The 13560-nt window shown below is 68.2% G+C and carries 13 protein-coding genes; all 13 read left to right on the top strand.

What is annotated here, in order from left to right; all coding sequences use genetic code 11:
- Positions 1–14: 14 nt before the first annotated feature.
- The gene (locus OH802_RS29645) at positions 15–794 is read left to right on the top strand and encodes an SDR family oxidoreductase (protein ID WP_406023927.1); all 780 of its coding nucleotides are present in this window, start codon (positions 15–17) and stop codon (positions 792–794) included.
- Between the two features lie 9 nt (positions 795–803).
- Positions 804–1574 carry a serine hydrolase gene (locus OH802_RS29640; protein ID WP_406023926.1) on the top strand — a complete coding sequence of 257 codons (771 nt, stop codon included), beginning with the start codon at positions 804–806 and terminating at the stop codon, positions 1572–1574.
- The gene (locus OH802_RS29635; RefSeq protein ID WP_406023925.1) at positions 1571–2731 is read left to right on the top strand and encodes a dipeptide epimerase; all 1161 of its coding nucleotides are present in this window, start codon (positions 1571–1573) and stop codon (positions 2729–2731) included. The genes OH802_RS29640 and OH802_RS29635 overlap by 4 nt, the downstream gene beginning before the upstream one ends.
- Positions 2728–3309: a C40 family peptidase gene (locus OH802_RS29630; RefSeq protein ID WP_406023924.1), complete on the top strand. Its 582-nt coding sequence runs from the start codon at positions 2728–2730 to the stop codon at positions 3307–3309. The genes OH802_RS29635 and OH802_RS29630 overlap by 4 nt, the downstream gene beginning before the upstream one ends.
- Before the next feature lie 85 nt (positions 3310–3394).
- A complete protein-coding gene (locus tag OH802_RS29625) occupies positions 3395–5134 on the top strand; it encodes a glycerol-3-phosphate dehydrogenase/oxidase (RefSeq protein WP_406023923.1) in 1740 nt (579 codons plus the stop codon).
- A 70-nt stretch (positions 5135–5204) separates the two neighbouring features.
- Positions 5205–5501, top strand: a complete 297-nt coding sequence (locus tag OH802_RS29620) for an SAV_915 family protein (RefSeq protein ID WP_406023922.1) — start codon at positions 5205–5207, stop codon at positions 5499–5501.
- Positions 5498–5785 (top strand): hypothetical protein, encoded by a 288-nt coding sequence (locus OH802_RS29615; RefSeq protein ID WP_406023921.1) that lies wholly within the window; start codon positions 5498–5500, stop codon positions 5783–5785. The genes OH802_RS29620 and OH802_RS29615 overlap by 4 nt, the downstream gene beginning before the upstream one ends.
- The gene (locus tag OH802_RS29610; RefSeq protein ID WP_406023920.1) at positions 5785–6945 is read left to right on the top strand and encodes a hypothetical protein; all 1161 of its coding nucleotides are present in this window, start codon (positions 5785–5787) and stop codon (positions 6943–6945) included. The genes OH802_RS29615 and OH802_RS29610 overlap by 1 nt, the downstream gene beginning before the upstream one ends.
- Complete coding sequence (locus tag OH802_RS29605; RefSeq protein WP_406023919.1) at positions 6918–7613, top strand: hypothetical protein; 696 nt, start codon at positions 6918–6920, stop codon at positions 7611–7613. The genes OH802_RS29610 and OH802_RS29605 overlap by 28 nt, the downstream gene beginning before the upstream one ends.
- 114 nt (positions 7614–7727) lie before the next feature.
- Positions 7728–8327 (top strand): hypothetical protein, encoded by a 600-nt coding sequence (locus OH802_RS29600; protein ID WP_406023918.1) that lies wholly within the window; start codon positions 7728–7730, stop codon positions 8325–8327.
- 48 nt (positions 8328–8375) lie between these two features.
- Positions 8376–9998 (top strand): succinic semialdehyde dehydrogenase, encoded by a 1623-nt coding sequence (locus OH802_RS29595; RefSeq protein ID WP_406023917.1) that lies wholly within the window; start codon positions 8376–8378, stop codon positions 9996–9998.
- Positions 9995–11713 carry a GMC family oxidoreductase N-terminal domain-containing protein gene (locus tag OH802_RS29590; protein ID WP_406023916.1) on the top strand — a complete coding sequence of 573 codons (1719 nt, stop codon included), beginning with the start codon at positions 9995–9997 and terminating at the stop codon, positions 11711–11713. The genes OH802_RS29595 and OH802_RS29590 overlap by 4 nt, the downstream gene beginning before the upstream one ends.
- Positions 11714–11982: 269 nt before the next feature.
- A complete protein-coding gene (gene guaA / locus OH802_RS29585; RefSeq protein ID WP_406023915.1) occupies positions 11983–13557 on the top strand; it encodes a glutamine-hydrolyzing GMP synthase in 1575 nt (524 codons plus the stop codon).
- Positions 13558–13560: the final 3 nt, after the last annotated feature.

The following is a 13560-nucleotide window of genomic DNA, read 5'->3' as shown; positions in this document are numbered from 1 at the left end:
GAGGTGGTCGGTCCGTGAACGTACTCGCACCCGGGAGCGGGGTGGTTGTGACCGGAGCAGCCCGAGGGATCGGGAAGGCCCTGGCCATGCGGTTCGCAGCGGAGGGGTGTCGCGTCGTCGTTGCCGACATCGACGACGCCGAGCTCCGCTCGGTGGCCGACTCGATCGGCGCCCTTGCGGTCCCCGGCGACGCCGCCTCGGCCGCCGGCACCGCGGCGCTCGTGGACGCTGCCCGGGAGGAGCTAGGCAAGATCGACGCCTGGTACGGCAACGCGGGAGTCGAGCGCGGCCGCGGCCTCGAGGCCTCCGACCACGCCTGGATGACCTCGTACGAGGTCAACGTCCTCGCCCACGTACGCGCCGCGCGGCTGCTGCTGCCGGAGTGGGTCGCCCGCGGTGCTGGTCGGTTCGTGGTCACCTCCTCCTCCGCGGGTCTCCTCACGCTGCTCGGCTCGCCGTCCTACGCGGCCACCGAGCACGCCGAGATCGCCTTCGCCGAGTGGCTCGCTGCGACGTACCGGCATCAGGGGATCGTCGCCCAGGCGATCGTCGCGCGCAGCGTGAAGACGGCGATGCTCGAGCGCTCCTCCGGACTCCCGGGTTTCCGGTCGGCCGAGGGCGCGCTCACCGCCGAGGAGGTCGCCGACGCCGTCTGGGAGGCTGGGCAGAGCTCGCAGTTCTGGATCTCGCTCGAGCCCGACGTGGCCGAGGAGTACGCCACGCGTGCCTCTGACGTCGACGCCTGGATCGACGACGTGAACCGAGTCCGGCAGGAGCTCGACCGGACCGACTAGTCTCGAGGCGTGGAACCTTTGGTCTCGACCTGGCTCAGCGGCCTCGACGGCATCCCGACGCAGGCGCAGAACGTCAACCAGCAGCACTATGCGGCGAGCCTGATGAAGGTGCCCGTCGCGATCGCCGCCTATCGGCTGCGCGATCGCGGCCTGCTGTCGCTGGACGAGCCGATCACGGTGCATCCCGACTTCGACTCCGCCGTCGTCGGGTCGCGGTTCGAGATGGACCCGGCCGAAGACCAGGACCCCGACACCTGGGCGGCGGTCGGGTCTCCGCTGCCGCTGGGTGATCTCGTACGCCGCTCCCTGACCGTCTCCGGCAACCTGGCCGTCAATCTCGTGCTCGAGCGGGTCGGGTTCGACGAGGTCGCCGCGGTGCTCGCCGATGCCGGCGTGACGCCGATGACGACGGTCTCGCGAGGGATCGAGGACGCGCCCGCGCGCGAGGCCGGGCTGCAGAACCTGGTGACCGCCAACGACATGGGCAAGCTGCTCACCAAGCTCGCCTCCGGCCGGCTGCTGTCGCCCGAGTCGACCGCCGAGCTCGAGGGGATCCTGGTCGCCCAGGAGTATCGCGACGCGATCCCGCTCGGTGTGCCCGAGGACGCCGTGGTCGGCAACAAGACGGGCTGGATCGACGGCGTACGCCACGACATGGCGATCATCCGGCCCGCCGAGGGTGAACCGCAGGTGATGGTCGTGCTCACGACCGGCCTGGACGACGACGAGTCGGAGTTCCGGATCAGCGAGGTCGCGCGCTATCTGTGGTCGACCCTGTGACTTCTCCGCGCATCGTCGCGGTGCGCACGCAGCGTGTCCGGGTGCCCCTGCACACCCCCTTCGTGACCGCTCTGCGGCGTACGGAGTTCGCGGAGACGGTCGTCGTCACCGTCGAGGACTCCGACGGTTGCGTCGGGTGGGGTGAGGCGCCTCAGGTCTGGAGGGTCACCGGCGACTCGCTCGCCGGGTCTTCCGCGGCGCTCAAGGGACCCATCTCCGACGTGCTGGTCGGTGCCGCTGCCGATCTGACCTCGGCGGGCCTGATCCAGGGCTCGGTCGTCGGCAACCGCTCGGCCAAGATGGCCGCCGACATCGCGCTGCACGATCTCGTCGCCCGGCGGGCCGGCGTCTCCATGACCGAGCATCTGGAGTCCCATGCGTCACACCGCTCAGGCACTTCCTGCACTTCTCGGGCAATGCAACACCAGAGAAGTGCAGGAATACCCGGTGAACCGGGTATCCCAACGCACCTCACCACCGACATGACCCTCTCCGTAGGAACCCCCGACGAGCTGGCAGAGGCGGCGGCGGCCCGAGCGCTAGACGGGTTCACGACGCTCAAGATCAAGGTCGGGACCGATGCCGCGGGCGATGCCGAGCGCGTACTCGCGGTCCGCGAGGCGGCCCCGGGATGCGTACTCCGGCTCGACGCCAACACCGGCTGGCGAGCGGACGAGGCGGTGGCGGTGCTGACGGCCCTGGCCGACAAGGATGTCGAGCTGGAGTTCGTCGAGCAGCCGGTCGCCCGGCGTGACCTGGAGGCGATGGCGTACGTCCGGCGCCACCAGCCCTACAAGATCCTGGCCGACGAGTCGGTCTTCGACCTCGAGGACCTCGTCGATGTCATCCGGGCCGGAGCGGCGGATGCGGTCAACATCAAGCTGGCCAAGTGCGGCGGGCTGACGCCCGCGATCGAGCTGCTGGAGATCGCGAAGCGCCACGGCCTGGGCCGCCTCGTCGGCTGCATGATGGAGTCGCACCTCGGCATCGGCGCGGCCGCGTCCCTGGTCGCGGCGGCCGGCATCCCCGGCGAGCAGGACCTCGACGCGGGCTGGTGGGCGAAGACCAGTCCGTATATCGGTGGCATCGGCTACGACGGACCCCGCATCCTGTTCCCCGCCGCCCCCGGCCTCGGCATCGAAGGAGTCCACGCATGACCACCGTGAACCAGCCCACCTTCGTCGTGGCCGAGCCCGCCGACGACGCCGAGCACGAGACCGAGGTCGTCCCCGGTGAGGAGATCGTCGTCCTGAAGACGCAGGGGGAGTGGGCGTACGTCGTCGTCCCCTCCCACTCCTCGACGAAGGACGAGCGGGGCTATCCCGGCTGGTTGCCGACGGCGGCCCTCGCCGAGCCCGTGCCCACGCTGCTGAGCAAGGCTCGGAGCTATCTAGGCGTCCCCTACGTCTGGGGCGGCACAACGGATGCCGGCATCGACTGCTCCGGGCTGATCTTCCGAGCCGCGGAAGCGATCGGCGTACGTCTCCCGCGAGACGCCCGCGACCAGGCCGCCGCGCTCGAGCCGATCGACCTCGACGACGTCACCGAAGGCGACCTCTACTTCTTCGCCCAGGACCCCGGCGGCCGCATCACCCACGTGGCCATCGCCACCGCGCCACCCGAGCCCGACGGCGTACGTCCGATGATCCACGCCGACGGCGACAAGATGGTCGTCGTCGAGGAGCCGATGGCTCTCGACCGCCTCCCCACCCTGGTTGGTGCCGCCCGTCTGTGACGGCTGCGTGACGTATCAATCGGCGCCGGTGAATTTCTCGCGCGCCAGAAGTGACAATTCGACCTGGTGAGTTAACTTCGAACGTATGACTCGTACAGGGGCACTGAGTCCACACAGCCGCGACCTCGCGATCGGCACCATGGTCGGTGCCGCGGGGGAGACCGAGCTCGACGTACTCGTCGTCGGTGGGGGTGTGACCGGCGCCGGGGTGGCGCTGGACGCGGTCACCAGAGGCCTGAGCACGGGGCTGGTGGAGCAGCGCGACCTGGCCTCGGGAACGAGCTCGCGGAGCTCGAAGCTCGTCCACGGCGGACTCCGCTACCTCGAGATGCTCGACTTCGAGCTGGTCCGCGAGGCGCTCCAGGAGCGCGGTCTGCTGCTCAACACCCTCGCGCCGCACCTGGTCCGGCCGGTGCCGTTCCTCTATCCGCTGACCAATCCGGTGTGGGAGCGCGCCTACATCGGCGCCGGCCTGGCGCTCTACGACGGGATGGCCAGCTTCGGGCCGCTCTCCGGGATGGGCAACTCTGGCCTGCCGCGCCACCGCCACCTCACCCGCCGGGGCGTCGCCCGGATCGCCCCCGACTTCCGCACCGACGCGATCACCGGCGCGATCCAGTACTACGACGCCCAGGTCGACGACGCCCGCCTGGTCATGACGATCGCCCGCACCGCCGCCTCCCATGGCGCCCACATCGCGACCCGCGTCCAGGTGACCGGGTTCCTGCGCGAGGGCGAGCGGGTCGTCGGGGTCCGGGCCCGCGACCTCGAGCACGACCAGGATCTGGTCATCCGGGCCAAGACGGTCGTCAACGCCGCCGGGGTCTGGACCGACGAGATCCAGGCGATGGTCGGCGGCCGCGGCGCCCTGCACGTCAAGGCGTCCAAGGGCATCCACCTCGTCGTCCCGCGCGACCGGATCCGCTCCGAGTCGGGCTTCATCGTCCGCACCGAGAAGTCGGTCCTCTTCGTGATCCCGTGGGGCCGCCACTGGATCATCGGCACCACCGACACCCCGTGGACCTACGACCTCGCCCACCCGGCAGCCTCCAAGACCGACATCGAGTACGTCCTGGAGCACGTCAACGCGATCCTGCGCGTGCCGCTCGACCTCGAGGACGTCGAAGGCGTGTACGCCGGGCTCCGCCCGCTCCTGACAGGCGAGTCCGACCAGACCGCCGGCCTCAGCCGCGAGCACACCGTGGTCACGCCGCTGCCGGGTCTGGTGCTGATCGCCGGCGGCAAGCTCACGACCTACCGGGTGATGGCCAAGGACGCCGTCGACGCCGCGGCCCACTCGCTCGGCACGACCACCAACATGACCCTGCGTGATTCGATCACCGACAAGGTGCGGCTGGTCGGGGCCGAGGGCTTCGAGACCCGCTCGAACCAGCGCGTCCTGCTCGCCCGTCGATCCGGCCTCCACGTCGCCCGGATCGACCACCTCCTGGGTCGCCACGGCGGCCTGATCGACGACGTGCTCGACCTGATCCAGGAGCGCCGCCCGCTCGCGCTGCCCCTGGAAGGTGCCGAGGACTACCTCGCCGCCGAGGTCGTCTACGCCGTCAACAACGAGGGCGCCCGCCACCTCGACGACGTGCTCGAGCGCCGCACCCGGATCTCGATGGAGACCTTCGACCGCGGCGTGAGCGCTGCCCCAGGGGTCGCCAAGATCATGGCCGACGAGCTCGGCTGGGACGAGCAGCGCGCCAAGGAGGAGATCGACCACTACCTGCGCCGTATCGAGGCCGAGCGCCTCTCCCAGCTCCAGGTCACCGACGAGGAGGCCGACCGCGCGCGGCTGGAGGTCGAGGACCTCGTCTGACCCGTCTGTGGCGAAGGTAAAATTCTTGCCCAGGATGTTTGGAATGGTGATGACGAGGTAGGAGAACAGCATGACTCGGGAACCAGCTGCGATCCAGCCACCTGTGGCCTATCTGCCGTGCAAACTCGATGACGAGGGTGAGGTCGACGAGATCCTGATGGTCCAGATGGCCGACGGCACGGTTGCCCTGATGGGTTACACGGCTTTGGACCGGTTCATGGCCTGTTGCGGTGATGCTCACCCTTGGGTGCTCTACCAGACGGCCGATCTTGCGGATCTGAAGGCGGTGAAGCCGTACGACGCGGCTTACCTTGATATTCCACTACCACCCCAGATGCGGCTGATGTCATCGGATGGTGGGTCGTGACCATTCGAATCGATCCCATGAGTGCCGAGGGCATTCAGAGAGCACACACAGATGCGGCGGAAGGGATCGATGACCTGGCTGGATCTATTCCGAAGAGTGTTGACGGTGGTGAGGGTGCGCCGGATCTGACGGGGATACTCGCCGTGGTCGCGGATGTTTCTGGAACGCTCGCGATGATCAATCGGGCCAGTGCGGAGATGGTGACCTCGGCGATCCTGGACCTTCAGGTGACTGATGAAGATGTCGCGGTCACCTTCGACCAGCTCGCATCGGAGGTGCGGTGATGCTCGAGACGAAGGTTGAAGGCGCGGCCGATGATGTAGAAGCCGCAGCCAACTGGCTTCGCTCACGGCTGAAGGCCGCTGTCTCGACCGCTGGTGACGAGGTCCAGACGGCGCGTTCGGCTGCGCTGGATGGCTGGGACGGCGATGCCGGAGATGCGTACCGCGGATATGCGCGGGGTCTCGTCGTAGCGGCCGATGAGCTGGTGCCGGTCGTTGAGAGGGCGGCAACCAAGTTCGAGCTCTACGCCCACCGCCTGAGGGCCTGTCAAGATCGGATGGCGAGCTGGCGAGACGAAGCCTCGGCCGGGGGACTCACGGTCAGCGGGACGGTGATTGCCACGCCGCCGACAGCGGTCGGTCCGAGCGTGCCATCCAGGCCGTTGACCCCCGGTGAGCTGGCTGAATTGGATCAAGCGATGGCTGCGTACGAGGTCGCGGCGGCAAAGGTCGAGCTCTACAACCGGCTGAGCAACGAGGTGAGCGCTGCGCGTGAGTCGTTCACGCAGTGGATTGCTGCCAACCTGACCCCGGTTCAAGCCGAGATCAAGGACGAAACCTCCCGAATCGACAAGATTGCGGAGTTCCTGAAGAGCAATGCTCATGCTCTGTTGATCGGCTTCACAACGGCGGGGGGAGAAAAGGGACTCGCCAAGCGCGCCAAGGAACTCGCAAAGGAAGCCGAGCGCCTCAGAAAGTTAGAGCGCTCGGGACACCCGGGTCGACGCGCGGAAGGCACCAAACCGGAGACCAAGGCGAAGGCGAAGGGGCTCGGCAAGCTCGCTGAGTGGGCGGGGAAGGGCGGCAAGGCTCTTGGGCCTATCGGAATTGGGCTCGAACTCTGGAACGCCTATGGCGACCTCAAAGAGGGGAAGTCGCCAGGCAAAGTGATCACTTCAACCGCCGCCAGCATTGGGGGCGGGATGGTGGCTGGGGCCGCCATCGCTGGGATCACCGCTTCGTCCCCCGCATGGGGGACGGCGCTGGCTGTCGGCTTTGGGGCGGCGGTGGTCGGCGTTGCTGCAGGCGCGGCTGCGGGGGCGGGCTGGGACGCCTTGCCAGACTCGTTCACCGACTCGGTCGACGACGGAATCAAGGATGGCTGGAACGGCGCTACGGATGGAGCGGAGAACGCATGGGATTGGGCGACCGGATGGGTCTGAGCCGCCGGCGACGTCACCGACTCGGGACGGGGTTACTCCTGGCAGCGGGTGTCATCGTGTGCGCGTACCTGGTTGCCCTATCGGACTCCACGTGGCTCCGGGTTGCGGGGGCATGCGGGGCGATCGCATGCGGCGTAGCGGCCCATGTCGTGTATGCGCCACGGGGGCGTAAGGAACCGGAGGCGTTCGGCGGTGGCGTACTGCTGCCGCGGCGCCCAGGTTATGCCGCTGAGCTGTTCTCGATCTGCCTCTTCGGAGCTGCAGGAGGCGGCATCGTAGGGGTCGTCTCTCTACTTGCTGAGGCCGGCGACCGTCGTGCAGGAGCGCTCGTCATTTGTGCGCCGGGCCTCCTCGTATTGGCCACCTTCATGGCCGTCGCCATTGTCCGCCGCAGGGGCGGCTTGCTCTTGACCCCGGAGGGCTTGACGTCTTTCCCATTGCTGAGCCGATCACGCACTGTGCTGTGGCGTGACATCTTCGAGGTGGAGAGCGATCCGCTCTGGGACGGGTGGATCGGGCTGCACCTGCGTGGTGACGAGGAGATCAAGATCGGGATCACGGCTGTTGCTCTCCCCGCCAAGGAAGTCATAGGCCTTGTGTCTAGGTACGCCACGACTCCGGCGGACCGCTCCGAGCTGGCGTCCCTGGAGCGGTTCACGTCGATCTGACGGCACGACTCACCGCTGGCTGGCCGGCCGCTGATTCGTAAGTGATAAGCCAGCAGCAGGCGGTGCCGCGAATTGCCGTGGCGGAGCAAGCGGTTGACGTAGCACTCTGTCGACATGTTCCTGGTCGCTGATCCCCCCGAGCCGCTGGCCACCGACGATTTCGTGCTCGCGCCGCTTCGTCCCGAGCTGCTCGACCTGGACACCGAGGCCTACCTGGCCAGCCCGGACGTGATCCGCGACCACAGCTGCGGCAGGTGGCCGCTGGAGGGCTTCGGCAGCGACGACAACCTGCCGCTGGTGATCCGGCACTGGTCCGACCACCAGGCGAAACGGGCCTTCACCTACCTCTTCCTCGACCCCGAGGGCACCTCCTCGCTCGGCTGCCTCTACGTACAGCCCCTGTTCCCCTACCTGGAGGCGATGGGCGCCGACGCCCAGACCCTGCTCAGGTACGCAGGTGGGTCCACCGCCCGGGTCAGCTACTGGCTTCGCCAGGACCGAGAGCCCGAACTGACAGCGTTGGTCGCCGAGCGGTTGGATGAGTGGCTGCGTACGAAATGGCCCCTGGACGCCTATCTCTACCGAGCCGCCCCTGCGGAGGAGTTCACCGTGCACGCGCTCGACCGGCTGCCCCTGGACCGCATCGACATCGACCTTCCGGCCGAGCGTCACGACTATCTGTGGTGGGCCGCGGATGTTCGCATGGTGAGTTAGTGGGACGGCTGTCTGGCTTCCGAGACGCCCGTCACATACTCTCGGTACATGAGCGCATCGAACCCGACCTCTTCCGGCGGCCCGATCGTCGAGGGCCCGCTCGATCCCGAGCACGACGCCACGGCGTCCCTGGCCCTCGAGCCTGACTACGTCTCCCGCCTGACCGGCCGCGTCGTGGCGACCACGGGGGAGTCCCGAGAGGTCATCAGTCCGCTCAACGGGGCGCCGCTGGCGCACATCCCGCAGTCGAGCGATGACGATGTCGCCGCGGCCTTCGCCAAGGCTCGGGTCGCGCAGGAGAAGTGGGCCGCGACCCCGGTCGCCGAGCGCGAGCGCATCCTGATCAAGCTGCACGACCTGGTCCTCGACCGGCAGGACGAGATCCTCGACCTGATCGTGCTGGAGTCGGGCAAGGCCCGCAAGCACGCCTTCGACGAGCCGCTGCACATCGCCCTGACCGCCCGCTACTACGGGCGCAGGAGCAGCAAGATCCTCGACACCGAGCGCAAGCTCGGCGTCATCCCGGTGCTCACCCGGGTCGAGCTCAACCACGTCCCCAAGGGCGTCGTCGGCATCATCAGCCCGTGGAACTACCCGTTCACGATGGCGCTGTGCGACGGCATCGCCGCGATCGCCGCGGGCAACGCGGTCGTCATCAAGCCCGACTCGCAGACCATGCTGAGCGCGCTCCTCGGCGCTGAGCTGCTGGCCGAGGCCGGGCTCCCGGAGAACCTGTGGGCCGTCGTCGCCGGCCCGGGCTCGAAGATCGGTACCAGCATCATCCAGCGCGCCGACTACGTCTGCTTCACCGGCTCGACCAACACCGGCAAGCTCGTCGCCAAGCAGGCCGCGGAGCGCCTGATCGGCGCCAGCCTCGAGCTCGGCGGGAAGAACCCGATGCTGGTGCTCCGTGACGCCGACATCGAGAAGGCGGCCGAGGGCGCGACCCGCGCGGTCTTCTCCAACTCCGGCCAGCTGTGCGTGAGCGTCGAACGGCTCTTCGTCGACGACAAGGTCTACGACCGGTTCGTGGAGCGCTTCGTCGCCCGCACCCAGGCGATGACCCTCGGCGCCACCCTGGGCTGGGATAACGACATGGGCACACTGATCTCGCAGGCCCAGGTCGACACCGCGACGGCCCACGTCGAGGACGCCGTCTCCAAGGGCGCCCGCGTGCTCACCGGCGGCAAGGCCCGCCCCGACCTGGCGCCGTTCTTCTTCGAGCCGACCATCCTCGAGGGCGTCACCCCGGAGATGACCTGCTTCGGCAACGAGACCTTCGGTCCGGTCGTCTCGATCTACCGCTTCCACAGCGAGGAGGAGGCGATCGAGCGCGCCAACGACGGCGAGTACGGCCTCAACGGCTCGATCTACAGCCGCGACACCTCGCGTGCCCGCCGCATCGCCCGGCAGATCAAGTGCGGCACGATCAACATCAACGAGGCCTTCGGTGCCACCTTCGCCAGCATCGACGCCCCGATGGGCGGCATGCGCGAGTCCGGCCAGGGCCGTCGCCAGGGTGTCGAGGGCATCCTGCGCTACACCGAGACCCAGTCGGTCGCGTCCCAGGCCATCCTGCGCTTCGCCCCGCAGTTCGGGATGAGCGATCAGGCGTACGCCAAGTTCATGACGGCCTCGCTGCGCGTGCTGAAGTCGCTGGGCCGCGCATGAGCAAGAGCCACTACGACGTACTCGTCATCGGGTCGGGTTTCGGGGGATCGGTCAGCGCGCTGCGCCTGACCGAGAAAGGCTACTCCGTCGGAGTGGTCGAGGCCGGTCGCCGGTTCAGCGACGACGAGCTGCCCAACACCTCCTTCGACCTGCGCAAATACCTCTGGGCGCCGGCGATCGGCTGCTACGGGATCCAGCGCATCGACATGGTCAAGGACGCCGTCATCATGGCCGGTGCCGGGGTCGGTGGCGGCTCGCTGGTCTACGCCAACACCCTCTACGAGCCGCTTGACCCGTTCTACGAGGACCCTTCCTGGAGCCACATCACCGACTGGAAGGACGAGCTCGCGCCCTACTACGAGCAGGCCAAGCGGATGCTCGGCGTCACGCTCTACCCTCACCTGACCCCTGCCGACGAGGTCATGCAGAAGGTCGCGGCCGAGGCCGGGCGCGGTGACACCTTCCACAAGGCGCCGGTCGGCGTCTTCTTCGGCGGCCCGAGCCATGTGGCCGGGCAGGAGGTGGCCGACCCCTACTTCGGCGGGGAGGGCCCCGACCGGCGTACGTGCACCAACTGCGGCGAGTGCATGACCGGCTGCCGCCACAACGCGAAGAACACCCTGGTCAAGAACTACCTCTACCTGGCCGAGAAGAACGGCGCCGAGGTGCACCCGCTGACCACGGTCACCCGCGTCTACCCGGCCAAGACCGGAAGCGGGTACGTCATCGAGACCCGCTCCACGAAGGCCAAGCTCGGCATCGGCCGCACCAAGCGGTTCACAGCCGACCAGGTGATCTTCTCGGCTGCCTCGCTCGGCACCCAGAAGCTGCTCCACAAGCTCAAGCGCACCGGCGATCTGGCGCAGATCTCCGACCGTCTCGGCGAGCTGACCCGCACCAACTCCGAGTCGATCCTGGGTGCGATCGCTCCGGACACCGCCATCGACTACACCGAGGGGGTGGCGATCACCTCCTCGTGGCACCCCGACGAGCACACCCACATCGAGCCGGTCCGCTACGGGCACGGCAGCAACGCGATCGCGGCGATGCAGACGGTGCTCACCGAAGGTGGTCCCCATCGCCTCCGCCGGTGGCTCAAGGAGATGTGGCTGCAGCGGCGGTCGCTGCGTACGTTCTACGACTTCAAGCACTGGTCCGAGCGCACCGTCATCGCGCTGGTCATGCAGGCGCTGGACAACTCGATCACGACCTTCCCGAAGCGCACGATCTTCGGGTGGCGGATGTCGTCGAAGCAGGGCCACGGCAAGCCGAACCCGACCTGGATCCCCGCCGGCCTCGACGCCGTGCGGAAGATGGCCGGGGTGATGAGCTCGGGCGAGAAGCCGGGGTATGCCGGCGGCACGATCGGGGAGCCGTTCAACAAGCCGATGACCGCCCACTTCATCGGTGGCTGCACCATCGGCGACTCGGTGGACACCGGCGTGATCGACCCCTACCAGCGGCTCTACGGCTACGACGGCCTGCACGTCGTCGACGGCTCCGCGATCTCCGCCAACCTGGGCGTGAACCCGTCGCTGACGATCACCGCACAGGCCGAGCGGGCGATGGCGTTCTGGCCCAACAAGGACCAGGCCGACCCGCGGCCGGAGCTGGGTTCGGGCTATGCGCGGATCCAGCCCGTCAGGCCGGCCTCGCCCGCGGTGCCCGCGAGTGCGCCGGGTGCCCTGCAGCTGCCCATCGTTGACGTACGTTGACCAATCTGTTGCCCAGGTGACACGGGTTGCGCAGGAATTTTCTGGCAGGAAGTTTTTAGTTGACCCGTAACCGTGGTTAAAAGGGTTCGTTGGAGTGATCAGACCCGGGATTGCTCCCTCCCTAATACATGCCGGGTCTTTCGTCCGGGACAGTTTTGCCTCGGGCAATCAGGGCCCGGCCACCTCCCTCCCCGGCCGGGCCCTGGTGCATTTTCAAGCGAGCGGCAGGAGATTCGGCTCGCGGCGTACGTCCTCGTTAGGATTCGTGCATGACGCAGGCTCCTGGGGCGGAAGAGCACGATCTGGTTCTCGTGGTGGACTTCGGCGCGCAGTATGCGCAGCTGATCGCCCGCCGCGTACGTGAGGCGAAGGTCTACTCCGAGATCGTGCCGCACTCGATGCCGGTCGAGGAGATGCTCGCCAAGAACCCGAAGGCGATCATCCTCTCCGGCGGCCCCTCGAGCGTGTACGCCGAGGGCGCCCCCGCCATCGACAACAGCCTGTTCACCGCGGGCACCCCGGTGTTCGGGATGTGCTACGGATTCCAGCTGATGGCGCAGGGCCTGGGCGGGACCGTCGACGACAACGGGGCGCGAGAGTACGGCCGCACGCCGGTCACCGTCGGTGTCTCCGGCACGCTGCTCAAGGACATCCCGCCGGCCCACAACGTGTGGATGTCGCACGGCGACTCGGTCTCCGAGGCGCCCGAGGGCTTCACCGTGCTCGCGAGCACCGCTGACACCCCGGTGGCGGCCTTCGAGAACGTCGAGAAGCAGCTCGCGGGCGTGCAGTGGCACCCCGAGGTGCTCCACTCCGAGCACGGGCAGAAGGTGCTCGAGCACTTCCTGTGGGACATCGCCGGCGCGCGCCAGACCTGGACCATCGGCAACATCGCCGAGGACCAGATCGAGCGGGTCCGCGAGCAGATCGGTGACCACCGCGCGATCTGCGCGCTCTCGGGCGGCGTCGACTCGGCGGTCGCGGCGGCCATCGTCGCCAAGGCGATCGGTGACCGGCTGACCTGTGTCTACGTCGACCACGGCCTGATGCGGAAGAACGAGTCGGTCGCGATCGAGAAGGCGTTCCGGGAGTCGACCGGCGCCGAGCTGAAGATCGTCGACGCCGAGAAGGAGTTCCTCGACGCGCTCGCCGGGGTCACCGACCCGGAGGAGAAGCGCAAGATCATCGGGCGCGAGTTCATCCGCTGCTTCGAGCGTGCCGAGGTCGAGATCCTGGGTGACAGCGACGAGAAGGTCGCCTTCCTCGTCCAGGGCACCCTCTACCCCGACGTCGTCGAGTCCGGGGGCGGTGCCGGCACCTCCAACATCAAGTCCCACCACAACGTCGGCGGCCTCCCCGAGGACCTCGAGTTCGAGCTGGTCGAGCCGCTGCGTGAGCTCTTCAAGGACGAGGTGCGCGCCGTCGGCTCCCAGCTCGGCCTGCCCGACGAGATCGTCCAGCGCCAGCCGTTCCCCGGCCCGGGCCTGGGCATCCGCATCATCGGCGAGGTCACCAAGGAGCGGCTCGACATCCTGCGCGAGGCCGACGCGATCGCCCGCGAGGAGATGACCCTCGCCGGTCTCGACCGCGACATCTGGCAGATGCCGGTCGTGCTGCTCGCCGACGTCCGCTCGGTCGGCGTCCAGGGCGACGGCCGCACCTACGGCCACCCCGTCGTGCTCCGCCCGGTCACCTCCGAGGACGCGATGACCGCCGACTGGGCCCGGCTTCCCTACGACGTCATGGAGCGCATCTCCACCCGGATCACCAACGAGGTGAGCGAGATCAACCGGGTCACCGTCGACATCACCTCGAAGCCCCCGGGCACCATCGAGTGGGAATGATTC

Origin of the sequence: Nocardioides sp. NBC_00850 (assembly GCF_045207335.1) — a bacterium.
GTDB lineage: Bacteria > Actinomycetota > Actinomycetes > Propionibacteriales > Nocardioidaceae > Nocardioides.
Note: the sequence above shows the minus strand (reverse complement) of the source record. Positions and strands in the feature narration are given on the sequence as shown.

Excerpts from the sequence above, each read along its gene's own strand:
- guaA (WP_406023915.1), top strand. The coding sequence starts at position 11,983 with ATGACGCAGGCTCCTGGGGCGGAAGAGCACGATCTGGTTCTCGTGGTG.
- OH802_RS29600 (WP_406023918.1), top strand. The coding sequence starts at position 7,728 with ATGTTCCTGGTCGCTGATCCCCCCGAGCCGCTGGCCACCGACGATTTC.
- OH802_RS29605 (WP_406023919.1), top strand. The coding sequence starts at position 6,918 with ATGGGATTGGGCGACCGGATGGGTCTGAGCCGCCGGCGACGTCACCGA.
- OH802_RS29625 (WP_406023923.1), top strand. The coding sequence starts at position 3,395 with ATGACTCGTACAGGGGCACTGAGTCCACACAGCCGCGACCTCGCGATC.
- OH802_RS29610 (WP_406023920.1), top strand. The coding sequence starts at position 5,785 with ATGCTCGAGACGAAGGTTGAAGGCGCGGCCGATGATGTAGAAGCCGCA.
- OH802_RS29590 (WP_406023916.1), top strand. The coding sequence starts at position 9,995 with ATGAGCAAGAGCCACTACGACGTACTCGTCATCGGGTCGGGTTTCGGG.
- OH802_RS29630 (WP_406023924.1), top strand. The coding sequence starts at position 2,728 with ATGACCACCGTGAACCAGCCCACCTTCGTCGTGGCCGAGCCCGCCGAC.
- OH802_RS29620 (WP_406023922.1), top strand. The coding sequence starts at position 5,205 with ATGACTCGGGAACCAGCTGCGATCCAGCCACCTGTGGCCTATCTGCCG.
- OH802_RS29595 (WP_406023917.1), top strand. The coding sequence starts at position 8,376 with ATGAGCGCATCGAACCCGACCTCTTCCGGCGGCCCGATCGTCGAGGGC.